This is a genomic window from Mycobacterium sp. MUNTM1 (assembly GCF_054660795.1).
The window spans coordinates 66,706-83,109 of the sequence record NZ_BAAGDE010000023.1; the positions used below are offsets into that span (position 1 = coordinate 66,706).

Sequence of the window (16,404 nt, forward strand, 5' to 3'; positions counted from 1 at the left end):
TCATGCTCACACTTCGGATCGTCCCCGCGCCCGTGATCGGCGCTGGCATCGGTTTGGCCGCCGCGGCGCTCGTCTCGGGCTGCGGCGGCGCCCCGCCGGCGACCACGGCCGCCACCACCTCGTTGACCACAGTCGTTGCGGCACAGACCACTTCATCACCCGCTCCGGGAACCGGCCCCGCGGCGACCACCGACCCGGGCATGTACGGCAACCCGGCCGCCGCGGCGAAGCACTGGGTCGCGCAGTCGCTCGAGGACAACTGCGGACTCGTCTCGATCGCCGACGTGGTGGGCGAGGTCACCGGCAACGCACCCACCGAACGGCAGATGCTGGACTTGGCGGAATCGACGCCGTCGGGGGCCAATCCGGGGCCGATCTACGCGCCGCGAGACGACCCGAGCCACTCCGGCCCGAACAGCGGCATCTCGATGTCCGACCTGGTGATCCTGCTCGACCACTTCGGCATCAAATCCGAGATGACGTCCACGTCCGAGCGGGACCAGAACGGACTGCCGCTCCTCGAGCAATACCTGGCCAAGGACCGCAAGATCATCGCCTTCGTCAACTCCTCGGTCATTTTGAACGCCGATGACCAGCGCACCAAGGCCGACCATTTCCTGGTCGTGACGGGCATCGACACCGGCAGAGAAATCGTGCACCTCAACGACCCCGGCATCGACCACGCCGACGAGCAGGTCAGCTTCAGCACATTCATGACGGCCTGGCAGACCAGTGATCAGTCGATCGTGGTGACCGCGGCGCGCGGCTGATCCCTGGTGACGCCAGGCCTTTTCGGGCACAGTGAGCTGTGGAACTTCAGTGAAGGCGCGTGATGGACAACTCGGCCGCCCAGGCCTGGAATGCCGCGGGAATGCGGGTGCAGGCGTTGCTTCGCTATCCGGTGAAGTCGATGCTCGGCGAAGCCCTCGACCACCTGCTGGTCGACGAGCGCGGCGCCGAGGGCGACCGGCGGCTGGCACTCCTCGACGGCGAGACCGGGCACGTGGCCAGCGCCAAGAATCCGCGACTGTGGCGTGATCTGTTGACGTGCACCGCACATGCCGACGCCCAGGGCGTGCGCATCAGCCTCCCGGACGGGACCGACGTGGCCGCCGACGATCCCGGCGTCGATGAGCTGATCTCGCGGCTGACCGGCCGGCGGGTCCGGCTGGTCACCCGACGCCCCGACGGCGCGACACTGGTTCGCCCCGATCCCGAGCAGTTGCTGGAACTCGGCCTCGACGCCGAGGTGGACGGCCGCATCCTGCGGATCGCCGCGGCCACCCCGGGCGAGTCGTTCACCGACGAGGCCCCGCTGCATGCGATCACGACCGCCACCCTCGAGCACATCGGCGTGGAGGCGTTGCGCTACCGCCCGAATCTGGTGATCGCGACGCCGACCGACTGCCCGCCGTACGCCGAAAACGATTGGGTGGGACGCGAAATCGGCATCGGGGAGGCACGGCTGCGGGTCCTGACGGCTACCTCGCGCTGCGTGGTCCCCACCCTCGAACACGGACCGTTGCCGCGAGCTCCGCAGGCGCTTCGGGTGCCCGCGGCCGAAAACCGTTTGAACACAGGCGGTCACGGCGCACAGCCATGCGCGGGAGCCTATCTCGCGGTGCTGACCCAGGGCGTTATCCGCGTCGGCGACCACGTCACCATCTGACCGTAGCGGCTACGCAGCAACGCGTCAGCCGCCCAGGTTGCGCAGCGCCGTGTCGAGTTCCTCGGCGTCGATGGTCATCAGCCACCGCCCCGCCCGGTTCGCTGTTGCAGCTCGTCGATCAGACGGGAGGCCTCGGCCTTGGTGAGGTTGTCGGGGATCTCTTCGCCCGCTTCTTGCGCCAGCGTGTTCAAGTAGCTGCGCTGCGGCCCGGTCATGGGTTCGTCGCCGGTCACCCACTGCGACCGATCCTTTTCCGGGTTTTCCTGTGGCGCCTGCGCGGCATCGTCGACCATGCATGTGGCTATGCCCGCTACTGGGCCGACGTAATCAGGAAGTGTCGTGGATAGATTCGGCACGCTAACCGCTCGCCCCGACCATCTTCATCACCATCAGCACCGCCACCGCGATGAACGCGACCACGAAGACGCAGGCGGCGACCACTTTTAGCACGGAGCCGGGGGTGAATCGCCGCGTGTTCGGCGGTTGCGGCTCGGATACCCCGGACGTTTGGGGTGCGGCCGGGGGAGTGCTGCCCGGTGCGGCGCCTCCCCCTGGGTCCGGCCCCGGTATCTGCGTCAGGGCAACTACTGCCCACCAACACCTTTCGGGCGGCTTCGTCCCGATGGCGGGCTTCAGTTCTCCGAGTTGGGGGTCGGGCTTTGCGCGGATTCCCATTTCGCCGCGAGGGACCGTTTCACCCTGGTGCCGGCCGCCAGATCGAGCTGAAAGGTCTCACCGCCGTCGGTCTCGAGTGTGACGAGGTACCCCGCGTCGCTGCGGTCCTTGAAGACGACTTTGTAGGGCTGTTCACCCGCGCCGCGGTCCACGGCGATGATGTCGCCAGGGGTGACGTCGTCGATCAGGTCGTTGCCGGAGACTTTGGACATACGCTCGACGTTAGCCGAAAAGCCGCGGTGGGTGTCCGGTCGGCCGGCGCAGTGACCGACCTCACCTACGGCTGCAGGAAGGCCTTGATGGCGCGGCGCTCATCCATCGCCCGATAGGCGTCGGCGACCTGCTCGAGGGGCAGGCGCAGGTCAAACACCTTGCCGGGGTTCATTTTTCCGTCGAGGACCGACTCGATGAGGGAGGGCAGGAAGTGCCGGACCGGGGCGGGTCCGCCGCGCAGCCCCACCTGGGTGCTGAAGAGTTGCTCGCCGGTGATGGCGACATCGTGGGGGACGCCCACGAACCCGACAAAGGCGCCCGGGCGAGCGGACTGGATGGCTTGTTGCATGGCCTGGCCGGTGCCCACGCATTCCAGCACGGCGTCGGCGCCGACGCCTTCGGTCATCTCCTTGATGACCGCCACTCCGTCGTCGCCGCGTTCGGTGACGATGTCGGTGGCGCCGAATTCACGGGCCAGCTTCTGCCGTGGCTCGTGGCGGCTCATCGCGATGATCCGCTCGGCGCCCTTTTCGCGGGCGGCCAGCACCGCGCACAACCCCACCGCGCCGTCACCCACCACGGCCACCGTCATGCCCGGAACGACGTTGGCCGCTTCGGCGGCGAACCACCCGGTGCCCATCACGTCGGACAGGGTCAGTAGGTCCGGGATCGATTCCTCGTCGGGCTGGTCGGGCAGTGCCACGAGACTGCCGTCGGCCCAGGGGATGCGCACGGCCTCCGCTTGGCAACCGCCCATCAGCACGCGGTTCACGCACGAACTCTGAACGCCGTTACGGCAATTCGGACAGGTGCCGTCGGAGGCGTAGAAGGATCCGATGACGAATTGGCCGGGCTTGACCGAGGTGACCTCGCTGCCAATGGCTTCGACGACACCGCAGTATTCGTGACCGAACGGCTTGGGCTCGGGAACGGGGTTGATGCCGCGGTAATCCCACAGATCCGAGCCGCACACGCAGGTCGCGGTGGTGCGGATGACCGCGTCGGTGGGGGCGACGATCTCGGGTTCCGGCAGGTCTTCGAATCGCACATCGCCGGCCCCGTAGATGACAGCTCCTCGCATAACGCCTCCCTCTCGCGGTAGTCGGAGCCCAACTACCCGAAATCGATGTATTTAACCGCGCCTCAACGCCATTTGATGCCGCACCCGATGGACGGGCGCTGGTCGGAATTCACCGGTTGCCCGGCCAGTACCGCGTCGACCGCGGCGCGGACGTCCGCGGCCGTGACCGGCAGGCCGTTTTTGGGCCGGGAGTCATCAAGCTGGCCGCGGTAGACCAGCCGGCGTTCGCCGTCGAACACGAAGGTGTCGGGCGTGCAGGCGGCCGAGTAAGCGCGGGCGACGTCTTGGGTTTCGTCGTAGAGGTAGGGGAAGGTCCAGCCATGGCTTCGAGCCTCCTCGACCATCCGATCGGGACCGTCCTGCGGGTAGGTGACCACGTCGTTGCTCGAAATGCCCACCATCGCAACGCCTTGCTCGGCGAGGTCACGACCGAGCGCGGCAAGCCCGTCGGCGACGTGCTTCACGTATGGGCAGTGATTGCAGATGAAGGTGACGACCAGCGCGGGGCCGGTCAGATCGTCGCGGCTGAGCGTGCGGCCGGTGGCCGGCTCGGGCAGCGTGAAGGCCGGGGCGACGGTACCGAGGGCGAGCATGGTGGACTCGATGGCCATGTCGGCCAGCGTATCGCCATATGACCCGTTCGCGCACCACGCGGCGCCGTGACCCCGAAATATGGTGTGCCGCAGCTTAATTCGACGGAGTGTGCGGAGATCCGCGAGGCGTCCGAGGAGATCGTGACCGACGAAGCCGACCTGCCCTGACGGCGGGCCTCACCCCAGGAGAAGTTGATGAAGATTTCCGAAGTCCCGCTGGCAGTCCTGCGGTTTCACTACCAACTCGCCCGATTCCCGTTGCGGCTGATCGAGGACCAGGTCGTCAACCGCATCCCCACCGAGGCGCCGGCGCGACTGCTGTACGAGCGCTCCCTGGGCATGCTTGACAGCACCGTAGGGAGTGCGCTCGGCGACGAGACGCTCGCGAAGCGGGGGGCCGCCCTGGTCGAACGCACCGATACGCTGGGCCGCGCGGGTCAACTGGACGCGCAAGCCGCGGTCCGGAAGGCGCAGGCCGACGCCAAGCTCAGGAGCGCCCGCGACGAGGCGATCCAGGAGCGCGAGGAAGCGCAGAACGCCACCCAGCAGGAAGTCAAAGAGGCCCGAATCGGGGCCGCGCAGCGCAAGCAGACGGTGGAATCGGCCAAGCGCCAGGTGGAAGACCGGGCCCACGCCGCCGAGAAGGCCGCGGCCAAGGCGTCGGCGGCCAAACTCGACGAGGCCGAGGACAAGCTCGGCGAGGCCGCCCAGCAGCGCGCCGAGGCGGATCGGGTGGCGCAGCTGGCGGCCGCCGAGAAGCGGCAGCATCAGGAGGAACGGGCTAACGACTGACGGACGTCAGACGCCAGGGGCACTCTGGTTGATCTTGTTCGCCGCAAACGTGGCGGCCTGGGCGGTCATCCCGGCATCGATGTAGGAAACGTGCGCCATGATGTTGCCGCCGCCGGAGCAGATCGGATCGTCGGGCGCGCAAATGCTGGTCACCTTGGAGCCGTACGCCGGGTTGATCGTCGGCAGCGGTTGGCCGCCCCACAGCATGCTGGAGAACTGACTGGTGGGCTCGCCGAAGAGGGCGACGGCCGCGACATGGTTGGCCACCGAGGGCGGCATCGCGTTGGTGGCCAGGTCGATCACCGTGGAGCCCTGGGAGTAGCCGCCGAGCACGATCTTCGAGTTCGGGCAGCTGGCGACGACGTCCTGGATGTGTGCGGCGGCGTCGTTGGACCCGGCGTTTGCGCTGTTGTGGTAATCGTCGTTGGCCGGATAGTTGACCGCATAGACGTCGACGGACTTACCGCCGAGCTGCGACGTGAGCGAGTCGACGAACGCCTGACCGATGTTGCCCAGACCGGGCTCCTGGTGGGTGCCTCGGGCGAACACCACCGATACGTCCGAGCAGCCGTCGGCGACGGCGGCGGGGGTTCCGACGGGTGCACTCAGCAGCGCCCACGTCGTCGCAACCGAGAAACCAACCCAGCGAGCAAATCTGCGTGCACTCATGCGGGAAATCCTGTCATATCGTCGATCGTGGCCGTTCCGGCGGTTGACGCCAGGGCGGTGGTCCAACGTTCGGTTGGGCGAATGGCGTTGCAGTGCAACGCAATCCGTATCATCCGGCGGCCCGGATCCGGATCGGGCCCGACCAGTCGACGTCGGGGCCGACGACCGTGCCGCCCTGGGTGATCTCCACGTCGCCCGACCTGGCGAGCCGCCGTGCGGCCGCCCGGGCGTCGTCCATCAACTCGCGCCAACCGTCGCCGCCGACCGCGCGGGCGGCGTCCGACGGGCAGATGCTGCTCCGCGGGCCGCGATGCTCGGCCAACGCCCGGATCGACGACTCGAGCCGCCGCCTCATCGGGCCGTCACCGAGGGCGATCGCGGCGTGATCGGCCCCGCGGCCGCCGCCGTCGAGCACCCGGCCCAGTTCGGCGCGCAGGCGCTCACCAGCCCCGCCAGTCATGGCCACCGGGCCGCCGATCTGACCCCGCCCGCCGCGGCCGTCACCGGCCGCGCCACTGCGGCTTGCGCTTCTCGGCCCAGGCGCGCAGCCCCTCGGCGACGTCTTCGGTCGCACCGGCGACCATGCGCATGGTCTCGCCGAAGCGCACGGATTCGATCCAGCCCATGTCGGCGGTTCGCCAGGCCACTTCCTTGGTCGCCCGCTGGGCCAGCGGCGCGGCCTCGGTGAGGGTGCGCGCCCAGGCCTGGGCCTCGGCCTGCAGCTGGTCGGGCTCGACCAGTTTCCACACCAGACCGATTTCCTTGGCGCGCTCGGCGCTCATCGGTTTGCCGGTCAGCAGCAGCTCCATCGCGTTGGCCCAACCCACCCGGTGCGGGAGCCGAATGGCTCCGACGATGGTGGGCACGCCGATCGATACCTCGGGAAAGCAGAACGTCGCCTCGGTGCTGGCGATGACAAAGTCGCAGAACAGCACGCCGGTCACGCCGTAGCCGATGCACGGGCCATGCACGGCCGCGATGGTCGGCTTAAACAGTTCCATGCCGGATTCGAACGAGTTGATCGTCGGCTTCTCCCAGAAGGTGCCGCCGAAGGTGCCGACGGAGCCTTCGCCGTCCTTCAGGTCGCCGCCGGCGCAGAAGACGCTGCCGTTGGCGGTCAGGATCCCGACCCACGCGTCCAGGTCGTCGCGGAAACGATCCCAGGCGGCGTTGAGGTCCTGGCGCAGCGCGCCGTTGATGGCGTTGCGCGCCTGGGGGCGGTTCAGGGTGATGGTGGCAACGTGGTCCTGCAACTGATAGGTGACCAGACTCATGACTGCAGACTATTGCGCCCGGCGCACAACCTCGCCGCAAGCCGGGAACGAAGCCGTTCTCATGGCGTGCGCGGGCGGCGAAAATCATGGAATATCGACAGCCGCCCAACGGTTTTCGCGGGAAGGCGCTTGACGTCGTCGAAGTGCACGTGGACCCGCTCGAAGGCCTTGACCCGTTCGGCTTTGACCTTGTTGGTGTAGGTCCGCCGGTCCGCCAGCGTCAGGTCCGCGTCGTCGCTGAACGCGCCCAGCAGCGCGCGTGGGTAGAGCCGCTCCACAAGGACGACGTTGACCTCGGCGCACATCACCAGCGCCACCGACGCGAGGAACAGAAACGCCAACGCCCCCAACACCAGCGCGAACACACTGTTGGTGGCGCTGGCGCGTTTGACGGTGTGCGCCACATAGCCGGCCCCGAACCACTGCAGCATCTGCCAAATGAACGCTGCGGCAACCGCTCCCGGCAACACCTGCCGATAGGTCAGGGCCCGCGCGGTGGTCACCCGGAAGGCGACCAGGCAGATCAGCGCGTTGATGGCCACCGCGGCGAGCGCGAGACCGATCTTGCTGAAGATGCCGAGAGCCCCCGTGGCGTGGCCCGCCGCGGCCAACAAGGTGGCGGCGACCGCAGCAGAGCCGAGCACCAACAGCAGCATCAGGCTGCGCAGCCGGGATCGGATCGGGTTGGGGCGCTTGTGCTTCGGCACCGCCCACACCGTGTCCATCGCGTTCTGCAGCGCCTGTCCCACGCCCAAACCGCCGTAGAGCGCGCCGAGCAGGCCCACGATCACGCCCACCGCTCCTCCGCTGAGGCCCTCGGGGTGGTGCAGCTGTGCGCCGAGAACGGGGAACTGGCTCAGCGTGCTGTGCAGCACCTGGGCTTGCAGATCGGGCCGGCCGGCCAGCACCACGCCGAGCCCGGTGGTCAGCAGCAGCAGCATCGGAAACAGCGATACCAGCCCGTAGTAGGTGATCAGGGCGGCCAGGTAGCCGCCCTGATCGTCGTTGTACTTGTAAACAACAGCGACGATCACACCGACGACTCGATTACGACGTTGCAGCTCGTCCAGCCAACCGACCATCGCTGATCACTTCCCCCGCCAGCCGGCATCCAATTCGATGCGCTCGCCAGGTGATACCCGGATTCGTCGCCGATCAACCCAGCCGGTCAGCCGGCGCGTTGGGGCTGCGGCCGCGCGAGTGCCTATTCTGTGCGGGGTGGCCGAACCGTCTGCAGCGCAGCTGCGTAACCAACTCGACGGTCTGACCCTGCGCGACGCCGCCCGCCTCGGGCGGCGCCTGAAGAACCTCCGCGGCGCCTCGCCCCAGAAGCTGCGGCAGCTCGCCGACCAGGTCGCCGCGGCGCACGGCGTCATCGGCGCCCGTCAAGCCGCCGTCCCCACCATCAGCTACCCCGACCTGCCGGTCAGCGAGCGGCGGGAGGAAATCGCCGAAGCCATCCGGACGCATCAGGTGGTGGTGATCGCGGGGGAGACCGGGTCGGGGAAGACCACCCAGCTGCCCAAGATCTGTCTCGAGGCCGGCCGCGGCATCCGCGGAACCATCGGCCACACCCAGCCCCGCCGGCTGGCCGCCCGCACCGTCGCCCAGCGCATCGCCGACGAGCTGGGCAGCCCGCTCGGCGAAACCGTCGGCTATACCGTGCGCTTCACCGACCAGGTCAGCGATCGCACGCTGATCAAGCTGATGACCGACGGTATTCTGCTCGCCGAGATCCAGCGCGACCGCCGCCTCCTGCGCTACGACACGCTGATCCTCGACGAGGCGCACGAGCGCAGCCTTAACATCGACTTCCTGCTCGGTTACCTGCGTGAGCTGCTGCCTCGCCGACCCGACCTGAAGGTGATCATCACCTCGGCCACCATCGAGCCGCAGCGCTTCGCGGCCCACTTCCAGGACGCGCCGATCATCGAGGTGTCCGGCCGCACGTATCCGGTCGAGGTGCGCTACCGGCCGCTGGAGGTCGCCGTGCCGTCGACCTCCGACGACGACCCCGACGACCCCGACCACGAGATCGTGCGCACCGAGACCCGCGACGAGGTCGAGGCGATCGTCGACGCGATCGCCGAACTCGAGGCCGAGCCGCCGGGGGACATCTTGATCTTTCTTTCCGGCGGGCGTGAAATCCGTGATACCGCAGAGGCTTTGAGTGGACTCAAACACACCGAGGTGCTCCCGCTGTACGCGCGACTACCCACCGCAGAGCAGCAGAAGGTGTTCGCACCGCATACCGGGCGGCGCGTCGTGCTGGCGACCAATGTCGCCGAAACGTCGTTGACCGTGCCGGGGATCCGCTACGTCATCGATCCGGGCAACGCCCGGATTTCGCGCTTCAGCCGGAGATTGAAGGTGCAGCGGCTGCCGATCGAGCCCATCTCCCAGGCGTCGGCCGCGCAGCGGGCCGGCCGATGCGGCCGGGTCGCGCCCGGCGTGTGCATCCGGCTCTACTCCGAGCCGGACTTCGCGGCCCGGCCCCGCTACACCGAACCCGAGATACTGCGGACGAACCTGGCCGCCGTGCTGCTGCAGATGGCGGCCCTGCGGCTCGGCGACATCGAGGAATTCCCTTTCCTCGATCCACCCGACCGGCGCAGCGTCCGCGACGGCGTGCAACTGCTGGCCGAGCTGGGCGCGTTCGACCAGCACGGCGCCATCACCGATCTCGGCCGCCGCCTCGCGCGACTGCCCGTCGACCCCAGGCTGGGCCGGATGATCCTGCAGGCACAGACCGAGGGGTGCGTCCGCGAAATGCTGGTATTGGCAGCGGCGCTGACGATCCCGGACCCGCGGGAACGCCCGAGCGACCGCGAGGAGGCGGCCCGGGCAAAGCACGCCCGTTTCGCCGATGAGCACTCGGACTTCATGTCCTATCTCAACCTGTGGCGCTATCTTCGCGAGCAGCGGAAGTCATTATCCGGCAATGCTTTTCGCCGGATGTGCCGCTCGGAGTTCCTGCACTATCTGCGCATTCGCGAATGGCAGGACCTGGTCGGGCAGCTGCGCAGCGTCGCCCGCGACCTGGGCATCGTCGAAGACGCCGCCTCCGAGGAGCCGGCCGACCCGGCGCGGGTGCACGCGGCGCTGCTGGCGGGCCTGCTGTCACACGTGGGCATGCGCCGCGAGGACACCCGCGAGTACCTGGGCGCGCGCAATTCGCACTTCGTGCTCGCTCCCGGGTCGGCTCTCACCAAGCGGCCGCCGCGCTGGGTCGTCGTGGCGGAGCTGGTCGAGACCAGCCGCCTGTATGGGCGCACCGCCGCCCGCATCCAGCCCGAGGTAGTGGAGCGGGTCGCCGGTGAGTTGGCGCAGCGCACCTACAGCGAACCGCATTGGGACGCCAAACGCGGCGAGGTGATGGCCTACGAGCGGGTGACGTTGTACGGGCTACCGCTGGCCGCGCGCCGCCGCGTCGGATACGCGCGCATCGAGCCGGTGGTGGCGCGCGAGTTGTTCATCCGCCATGCGCTGGTCGAGGGCCAGTGGCACACCCGCCATCACTTCTTCGCGGACAACGCGCGGCTGCGGGCCGAACTCGAGGACCTGGAGGAGCGGGCCCGCCGCCGCGACCTGCTGGTCGGCGACGACGACGTGTATGCGCTCTACGACGCGCGCATTCCCAGCGACGTCGTGTCCGCGCGACACTTCGACGCCTGGTGGAAGAAGCAGCGGCACAAGACGCCCGACCTGCTGACGTTCACCCGCACCGACCTGCTGCGCGCCGGCGAGGCCGACGACGCGGATCGGCCGAGCACGTGGCACACCGGCGATGTCGCGTTGCCGTTGACCTACCGGTTCGAGCCCGGCGCCGCCGATGACGGCGTCACCGTGCACGTGCCGATGGACGTGCTGGCGCGCCTGGGCGGCGACGAGTTCGCCTGGCACGTGCCGGCGCTGCGCGAGGAACTGGTGACCGCGCTCATCCGCTCACTGCCGAAAGACTTGCGCCGCAACTTCGTTCCCGCCCCCGACACCGCCCACGCGGTGCTGGCGGCGATCGACCCGGCCAGCGAACCGCTGCTGCCGGCGCTGCAACGCGAGTTACGCCGTCGCACCGGGGTTGTGGTGCCCATCGACGCGTTCGACCTGGACAAGCTGCCGTCGCACCTGCGGGTGACGTTCGCGGTCGAGGCCGGCGACGGCGCCGAGGTGGCCCGCGGCAAGGACTTACGGGCGCTGCAGGAGCGGCTCACGGCGCCGGCCCGGCAGGCCGTCGCGCGTGCAGTCGCGCGCGAGCTGGAGCGGACGGGATTGCGCGGTTGGCCCGAGGGCCTCAACGAATTGCCGCGCGTCGTCGAACGCACGATCGATGGACGCACCGTGCGGGGCTTTCCCGCATTCGTCGACGCGGGCGGCGCCGTCGACCTGCACGTGTTCGCCACATCAGCCGAGCAGGACCGGGCGATGGGACCGGGCATCCGGCGGTTGGTGCGGCTCAGCGTCGCCTCGCCGGTCAAAGCCATTGCGCGGCAGCTTGATCCACGTACCCGGCTGGTTCTTGGCAGCAATCCGGATGGTGACCTTTTTGCGCTACTGGACGATTGCGCCGACGCCGCGACCGACGCGATCGTCTCGGCGCCGGTGTGGACGCGCGCGGAGTTCGTCGCGCTGCAGCAGCGGGCCGCAAAGTCCCTGCCGCCCACCACCACCGACATCGTGGGCCGCGTCGAGAAGGTGCTGGCCGCCGCTCAGCAGGTGCAGCTCCTGTTGCCCGCGATCCCGCCACCCGCGCACACCGACGCGATCGCCGATATCCGTGCGCAACTTGATCGGCTGTTGCCGGCCGGTTTCGTCACCGCCACCGGGGCCGCCCAGCTCGCCGATCTCACCCGCTACCTGCTCGGGATTCGTCGCCGCCTCGAGGGGCTGCCTCGCGCCGCCCAGGCCGATCGCGAGCGCATGCAACGGGTGCACGCCGTGCAGGAGGCCTTCGACGAGCTGGTGCATGAGCTGCCGCAGCCGGCGAGGGCGGCCGCCGAGGTTCGCGACATCGCCCGCCAGATCGAGGAACTCAGGGTGAGCCTGTGGGCCCAGCAACTCGGCACGCCCCGCCCGGTCAGCGAGCAGCGGATCTACCGCGCGATCGAGGCGGTGCGTGACCGTTGGTGATTGTTTTCCCCGCCACTTTCAACCTATAGCGCATACCGGGGCTTGCCGCAAGGCCCGGGTAATGATGCAAAATCGCTGTCCTCGACCGGAATTCAGGCGAATTGGGGTAGCGAAGTGGATGTTTCGGTGGCATCGACCGACCGCGGCATCGAGCACGCGGTGCTCATCGCCGGGGGCGGCCCGACCGGGCTGATGCTGGCGGGGGAGTTGGCTTTGGCGGGGGTCGACGCCGCCATCGTGGAGCGGCGCACCAGCCAGGATCTGATCGGAGCTCGGGCCGGCGGCCTACATTCCCGCACCATCGAGGTTCTCGATCAGCGCGGCATCGCCGATCGGTTCCTGTCCCGCGGCGAGGTGACGCAGGTCGCCGGGTTCTCGCAGATCCGGCTGGACATCAGTGACTTTCCCACCCGGCACCCGTACGGACTCGCGCTGTGGCAGAACGAGATCGAACGCATCCTGGCTGGGTGGGTCGGCGAACTCGGCGTGCCGATCCACCGCGGCGGGCAGGTGGCAACGTTCACCCAGGACGGCAGCGGCGTCGACGTCGGCCTGTCCGACGGCCGCACGATGCGGGCGCAGTATCTGGTCGGGTGTGACGGCGGACGCAGCGTCGTCCGCAAAACGGCCGGGATCGAATTTCCCGGATGGGACGCGACGACGAGCTATCTGCTCGCCGAGGCCGAAATGGATTCCGGGACCGGGCCATCCCCGCAATGGGGCATCCGCCACGACGCGCTCGGCGTCCATGCCCTGTCCACCGCCGAGGAGGGCGGAGGTGTTCGGGTGATGGTCACCGAGGCGCAGCTTGGACCGGCCACCGAACCCACGCTAGGTGACCTGAGCCGGGCGCTCGTCGCCGTCTACGGGACCGACTACGGAATCCACAGTCCCCGTTGGCTTTCCCGGTTCACCGACACGGCGCGGCAGGCCGCGAACTACCGCCGCGGACGGGTCCTGCTCGCCGGCGACGCCGCACACATCCACCACCCGGTGGGCGGGCAGGGCCTCAACACCGGCGTGCAGGATGCGGTGAATCTGGGCTGGAAGCTGGGCCAGGTGGTCAACAAGACAGCGCCCGAGGGCCTCCTGGACAGTTACCACGCCGAACGCCACCCGGTTGCCCGGCGGGTGCTGCGCAACGCGTTGGCGCAGATGGCGCTCCTTCACCCCGGCGAACGCACCCAGGCGCTGCGCGACACCGTGTCCGACCTTCTGGCCATGGACGAGCCCCGCACCTGCTTCGCCGCGATGATGTCCGGCCTGGACATCCGGTACGACCTGGGCGAGGGGCACCCGCTGGTGGGACGGCGCATGCCCGATCTGGACCTGGTCACCGCCGGCGGGCCGCTGCGCGTGTTCGATCTGCTGCGGGACGCCCGCCCGGTGCTGCTCGATTTCGGCGTGATCGCCCGCATGGACATCGAGCCCTGGGCGGATCGGATTTCGACGGTCGACGCGAAACACGTTGACCGGTGCGTGCTTCCGGTGCTCGGCGCGGTGAGCGTGCCGCCCGCGGTGTTGATCCGACCGGACGGACACGTCGCCTGGGCGGGCACCGGCACCGACCCGGCGCTACGCGCCGCCCTCGCCACCTGGTTCGGGCCGGCCACCGCGACGTGAGGCCACCGAAAAGGGTGACTTGTGCTGGCCGGCGCAGGGTGTAACGTGCGTGTTCGCTGTTCAAGAGCAGGAAGTACCCACCGTGGACATGGCAACCGAGCAACCGCCGACTCCGCCGATGGATTGGGCCGAGGCCCAACCCTTGCTCCGGCCCGTGCTGCGCCCGCAAAGCTACGTCAACGGCTTGGTCAACACCGGGGCCCAGCCCTGGGTCCGCCCGGTGTTCCCCTTCATCAACGAGATGGTCGTGGTCGACCTCCCTACCGTGCGGGCCATAGTGTCGCCGGCCGAAACGGGCGCATGGGGCATCACCGGCGATCAGGCGTTCGCGGTGGCGAGGGAGAACCTTTCCGCGCGTCAGCAGGCCTTCCAGCCGGGCGAGAAGTACCTGTTGAAAGACGCGGACGGCGGCACCTACATCGATTCGATGATCCTGGCCACCGGCTGGCTGGGTTCGCTGGTGGTCGCCGGCGACCACCGCCCACTGGTGTTTTTCCCGGGCGATGGCGTGCTACTGCTGGGCACCGACGCGCCGGACAACGCGGCGGACCTCTTCGAGGTCGCCGAGCAGATGTACCTCGACGCCGACCAGCCCATCTCGCCGCAGGGCTACACCATCGTGGGCAGCGTCATCGCGCCGTTCGATCAGGCCGGCCCGCATCCCCTGCGCGGGTTGGCGTTGCGGGCCCGAACCCTATTGGCCACACAGGAATACAGGCACCAGGTCGAATTCTTGCGGGAGCATTATGAGCGCGAGCTGTTCCCGCAATACGTCGGCGACGCGCAGATGATCGAGACGGCCTGGGGTCGGCGCACCAATGCGGTCTGGGGGCAGGGGATCCCGTGGGAGCTCCCGCAGACCGATTACGTGACGTTCATGGTCGGCGAGCCGGCGAATGTGTCCGACAGGTTCACCGTGCCGTTCGCGACGGTGGTCGATGCGGTGGGCATCCTTCCCGTCGCGGGAATCAATCCGGCCCGCTACCGGGCCGACGAATGGCCGACGCCCGAGCTGTTGGCGACGCTGAAGGCGCACGCCATCGACATACCGAGCGAATGACGCCGCTCACCTCAGCCAGGCTGCGACTTAGTCCGGCGGCTCGCTGGTCGTGCCGCGGACAGCCGCTTGCTCCCGGTCGCTGCGGTTGCCGGGAACGCCTTCGGCCTCGCTCTCCTCGGTGACCTTCTCCTCGAGCTGATCGACGATGTTTTCCAGCTCCTGAGCGCGGCTCAGCGGGTCTTTGTCGGGTTTGGTCATATCGCTTTCCATGGGCGTTGGTGGGGGACGGGTCCCGGCGCCGGGAACCCGCCGCTATTCCATACCCGATCGCGCGTTCGCTAACCAGATCCGGCGGCTGTCAAACGAACGAGACACAGCGTCGTGGCGATGGAAGTATCGCAAGAGTGGCTACCGAGAAACCTCAGACCATCGCTTACCCCGCTGCCGACGCCCGCCCGCGTCGCCACCATTCCGACCCGCTCGATCCGCACGTCATCGTCCTTTTCGGGGCGACGGGTGATCTGGCGAAACGAAAGCTGATCCCCGGTCTGGCGTACCTGGACCAGTCCGAATTGGCGCCCGATATTCAGATCGTCGCTACGTCGCTGGAGGACCTGAGTCAAGACGAATTCCGAGATCTCGCGAAGGAGGCGATCGATTCCTTCGGCACGCACAAACTCACGCCCGAACAGTGGTCGAACTTCGCCAACATCGTCACCTACGTCCCGCAGAGCGCCGGACCCGAGGCCCTGGCGCAGGCGGTGGCGCAGGCCGAGGACAACCTGGGGCCCAACGTGCGGCGACTGCATTACCTGTCGGTGCCGCCCAAGGCGGCGCGCGCCGTCATCACCATGCTCAGCGACGCCAAGCTGGTCGAACGCTCACGGGTGGTGATGGAGAAGCCGTTCGGCACCGACCTGGCCAGCGCGGTGGCGCTGAACGACTTCGTGCACGAAACCTTCGAGGAATCCCAGATTTTCCGAATCGACCACTTCCTGGGCAAGGAGGCCGCGCAGAACATCCTGGCCTTCCGCTTCGCCAACGGCCTCTTCGAGCCGATCTGGAACCGCAACTTCATCGACCATATCCAGATCGACATCCCCGAGGCCCTCGGCCTGGACCAGCGGGCCAACTTCTACGAAGAGACCGGCGCCTACAAGGACATGGTGGTGACCCACCTCTTCCAGGTGATGGCCTTCGTGGTGATGGAACCGCCGACGGCCCTGGAACCGTTCGCGATCAGCGAGGAAAAGAACAAGGTGTTTCGGTCGATGCTGCCGGTCAAACCCGCCAATGTGGTTCGCGGTCAGTACAACGGATACCGCGACGAGGCCGGCGTGGCAAAGGATTCCGACACCGAGACGTTCATCGCGCTCAAGGTCGGCATCGACAACTGGCGGTGGGCCGGGGTGCCCATCTACCTGCGCACCGGCAAGAAGATGGCCGAGGGCATCCGCATCATCTCGATCGCGTTCAAGGAGGCCCCCCGAACGATGTTCCCGCCCGGATCCGGGGTGGGCACCCAGGGCCCCGATCACCTCACCTTCGACCTTGCCGACAACTCGAAGGTGTCGCTGTCCTTCTATGGCAAGCGGCCCGGCCCCGGCATGAAGCTGGACAAGCTGTCCATGCAGTTCTCCTCCCAGGAGATCGAAACCGTCGTGGACGTGCTGGAGGCCAAAGACAGA

General features: G+C 68.2%; 17 protein-coding genes. 7 read left to right on the top strand and 10 right to left on the bottom strand.

From position 1 onward, the window contains the following. The first annotated feature begins 2 nt into the window (after positions 1-2). Both ACYQ8K_RS15200 and ACYQ8K_RS15205 read left to right on the top strand, forming a co-directional pair. Positions 3-770, top strand: a complete 768-nt coding sequence (locus ACYQ8K_RS15200; RefSeq protein ID WP_459970234.1) for a C39 family peptidase — start codon at positions 3-5, stop codon at positions 768-770. Positions 771-832: 62 nt separating this feature from the next. Next, positions 833-1,669, top strand: coding sequence for an MOSC domain-containing protein (locus ACYQ8K_RS15205; protein ID WP_459970235.1), 837 nt, complete (start codon positions 833-835; stop codon positions 1,667-1,669). A gap of 77 nt (positions 1,670-1,746) precedes the next feature. Here the strand turns inward: ACYQ8K_RS15205 and ACYQ8K_RS15210 are convergent, their stop codons facing one another. The 5 genes from ACYQ8K_RS15210 to ACYQ8K_RS15230 all read right to left on the bottom strand — a co-directional run bounded on the left by ACYQ8K_RS15210 (position 1,747) and on the right by ACYQ8K_RS15230 (position 4,249). Next, on the bottom strand, positions 1,747-1,962 hold the full coding sequence (locus ACYQ8K_RS15210; RefSeq protein ID WP_459970237.1) for a DUF3072 domain-containing protein: 216 nt from the start codon (positions 1,960-1,962) through the stop codon (positions 1,747-1,749). 64 nt (positions 1,963-2,026) lie between these two features. Then, complete coding sequence (locus ACYQ8K_RS15215) at positions 2,027-2,344, bottom strand: DUF6480 family protein (RefSeq protein ID WP_459970238.1); 318 nt, start codon at positions 2,342-2,344, stop codon at positions 2,027-2,029. Continuing rightward, the gene (locus ACYQ8K_RS15220) at positions 2,302-2,556 is read right to left on the bottom strand and encodes a hypothetical protein (protein ID WP_459970239.1); all 255 of its coding nucleotides are present in this window, start codon (positions 2,554-2,556) and stop codon (positions 2,302-2,304) included. The genes ACYQ8K_RS15215 and ACYQ8K_RS15220 overlap by 43 nt, the downstream gene beginning before the upstream one ends. A 65-nt stretch (positions 2,557-2,621) precedes the next feature. Then, positions 2,622-3,638, bottom strand: a complete 1,017-nt coding sequence (locus tag ACYQ8K_RS15225; RefSeq protein WP_459970241.1) for a zinc-dependent alcohol dehydrogenase family protein — start codon at positions 3,636-3,638, stop codon at positions 2,622-2,624. Between the two features lie 62 nt (positions 3,639-3,700). Further along, the gene (locus ACYQ8K_RS15230; protein WP_459970243.1) at positions 3,701-4,249 is read right to left on the bottom strand and encodes a thioredoxin family protein; all 549 of its coding nucleotides are present in this window, start codon (positions 4,247-4,249) and stop codon (positions 3,701-3,703) included. Positions 4,250-4,426: 177 nt separating this feature from the next. On the opposite strand from ACYQ8K_RS15230, the gene ACYQ8K_RS15235 reads away from it, so the two are divergent. Then, a complete protein-coding gene (locus ACYQ8K_RS15235; protein WP_459970245.1) occupies positions 4,427-5,023 on the top strand; it encodes an IF2 family translation initiation factor in 597 nt (198 codons plus the stop codon). Between the two features lie 6 nt (positions 5,024-5,029). On the opposite strand, the gene ACYQ8K_RS15240 is transcribed toward ACYQ8K_RS15235, so the two are convergent. From ACYQ8K_RS15240 to ACYQ8K_RS15255, 4 genes are all read right to left on the bottom strand, one after another. Then, entirely contained in the window at positions 5,030-5,692 is a 663-nt protein-coding gene (locus ACYQ8K_RS15240; RefSeq protein WP_459970247.1) for a cutinase family protein, read from the bottom strand. 109 nt (positions 5,693-5,801) lie between these two features. After that, the gene (locus ACYQ8K_RS15245; protein ID WP_459970248.1) at positions 5,802-6,152 is read right to left on the bottom strand and encodes a DUF3253 domain-containing protein; all 351 of its coding nucleotides are present in this window, start codon (positions 6,150-6,152) and stop codon (positions 5,802-5,804) included. 40 nt (positions 6,153-6,192) lie between these two features. After that, positions 6,193-6,966: an enoyl-CoA hydratase/isomerase family protein gene (locus ACYQ8K_RS15250; protein WP_459970249.1), complete on the bottom strand. Its 774-nt coding sequence runs from the start codon at positions 6,964-6,966 to the stop codon at positions 6,193-6,195. 59 nt (positions 6,967-7,025) lie between these two features. Continuing rightward, positions 7,026-8,048 (bottom strand): YihY/virulence factor BrkB family protein, encoded by a 1,023-nt coding sequence (locus ACYQ8K_RS15255; protein ID WP_459970251.1) that lies wholly within the window; start codon positions 8,046-8,048, stop codon positions 7,026-7,028. 136 nt (positions 8,049-8,184) lie between these two features. Between ACYQ8K_RS15255 and hrpA the strand changes: the two genes are divergently transcribed. From hrpA to ACYQ8K_RS15270, 3 genes are all read left to right on the top strand, one after another. Further along, positions 8,185-12,093 (top strand): ATP-dependent RNA helicase HrpA, encoded by a 3,909-nt coding sequence (gene hrpA, locus ACYQ8K_RS15260; protein ID WP_459970253.1) that lies wholly within the window; start codon positions 8,185-8,187, stop codon positions 12,091-12,093. A gap of 192 nt (positions 12,094-12,285) precedes the next feature. Beyond that, a complete protein-coding gene (locus ACYQ8K_RS15265) occupies positions 12,286-13,716 on the top strand; it encodes an FAD-dependent monooxygenase (protein ID WP_459970259.1) in 1,431 nt (476 codons plus the stop codon). Between the two features lie 82 nt (positions 13,717-13,798). Beyond that, the gene (locus ACYQ8K_RS15270; RefSeq protein ID WP_459970261.1) at positions 13,799-14,776 is read left to right on the top strand and encodes a DUF1444 domain-containing protein; all 978 of its coding nucleotides are present in this window, start codon (positions 13,799-13,801) and stop codon (positions 14,774-14,776) included. Between the two features lie 27 nt (positions 14,777-14,803). Here ACYQ8K_RS15270 and ACYQ8K_RS15275 read toward each other — a convergent pair whose 3' ends face one another. Beyond that, complete coding sequence (locus tag ACYQ8K_RS15275; protein ID WP_040629827.1) at positions 14,804-14,986, bottom strand: hypothetical protein; 183 nt, start codon at positions 14,984-14,986, stop codon at positions 14,804-14,806. Between the two features lie 134 nt (positions 14,987-15,120). On the opposite strand from ACYQ8K_RS15275, the gene ACYQ8K_RS15280 reads away from it, so the two are divergent. Next, positions 15,121-16,404: glucose-6-phosphate dehydrogenase (locus ACYQ8K_RS15280; RefSeq protein WP_459970255.1), on the top strand; the 1,284-nt coding region annotated here is incomplete at its 3' end.

Coding starts and splice junctions, on each gene's coding strand:
- ACYQ8K_RS15200 (WP_459970234.1), top strand. CDS start 3: ATGCTCACACTTCGGATCGTCCCCGCGCCCGTGATCGGCGCTGGCATC.
- ACYQ8K_RS15205 (WP_459970235.1), top strand. CDS start 833: ATGGACAACTCGGCCGCCCAGGCCTGGAATGCCGCGGGAATGCGGGTG.
- ACYQ8K_RS15210 (WP_459970237.1), bottom strand. CDS start 1,962: ATGGTCGACGATGCCGCGCAGGCGCCACAGGAAAACCCGGAAAAGGAT.
- ACYQ8K_RS15215 (WP_459970238.1), bottom strand. CDS start 2,344: ATGGGAATCCGCGCAAAGCCCGACCCCCAACTCGGAGAACTGAAGCCC.
- ACYQ8K_RS15220 (WP_459970239.1), bottom strand. CDS start 2,556: ATGTCCAAAGTCTCCGGCAACGACCTGATCGACGACGTCACCCCTGGC.
- ACYQ8K_RS15225 (WP_459970241.1), bottom strand. CDS start 3,638: ATGCGAGGAGCTGTCATCTACGGGGCCGGCGATGTGCGATTCGAAGAC.
- ACYQ8K_RS15230 (WP_459970243.1), bottom strand. CDS start 4,249: ATGGCCATCGAGTCCACCATGCTCGCCCTCGGTACCGTCGCCCCGGCC.
- ACYQ8K_RS15235 (WP_459970245.1), top strand. CDS start 4,427: ATGAAGATTTCCGAAGTCCCGCTGGCAGTCCTGCGGTTTCACTACCAA.
- ACYQ8K_RS15240 (WP_459970247.1), bottom strand. CDS start 5,692: ATGAGTGCACGCAGATTTGCTCGCTGGGTTGGTTTCTCGGTTGCGACG.
- ACYQ8K_RS15245 (WP_459970248.1), bottom strand. CDS start 6,152: ATGACTGGCGGGGCTGGTGAGCGCCTGCGCGCCGAACTGGGCCGGGTG.
- ACYQ8K_RS15250 (WP_459970249.1), bottom strand. CDS start 6,966: ATGAGTCTGGTCACCTATCAGTTGCAGGACCACGTTGCCACCATCACC.
- ACYQ8K_RS15255 (WP_459970251.1), bottom strand. CDS start 8,048: ATGGTCGGTTGGCTGGACGAGCTGCAACGTCGTAATCGAGTCGTCGGT.
- ACYQ8K_RS15265 (WP_459970259.1), top strand. CDS start 12,286: ATGCTGGCGGGGGAGTTGGCTTTGGCGGGGGTCGACGCCGCCATCGTG.
- ACYQ8K_RS15275 (WP_040629827.1), bottom strand. CDS start 14,986: ATGGAAAGCGATATGACCAAACCCGACAAAGACCCGCTGAGCCGCGCT.